Source organism: Leisingera sp. ABD4_442, from assembly GCF_056160905.1.
In genome coordinates this window covers 1-210 of sequence record NZ_JBSWYB010000118.1, presented here as the reverse complement: position 1 = coordinate 210, position 210 = coordinate 1, and the positions used below count along the sequence as shown (strand labels likewise).

Sequence of the window (210 nt, the reverse complement as noted above, 5' to 3'; positions counted from 1 at the left end):
CCTCCGGTTCCTTCTGGCTATTGGACACCGGATCCGGAACCCGGAAGGCCGGGCTGGCATTGCCGCCGGCATCCACAACCTGGGCATAAACGGACGACCTCGATGCGTCCGCATCATTATATTCGCGCCAGACGGTCACCGTCGCTCCGTTTTCCAGCCCGGTGCCCGGATCTTTCAACGCTGCAATGCTGATGCTTTCGCCCCAATCCG

General features: G+C 61.4%; 1 protein-coding gene. It reads right to left on the bottom strand.

Annotated features, from left to right (window positions below):
• Positions 1–210 (bottom strand): hypothetical protein (locus ACXAHG_RS23635; RefSeq protein ID WP_475061280.1); only part of this gene is annotated, 210 nt, incomplete at both ends.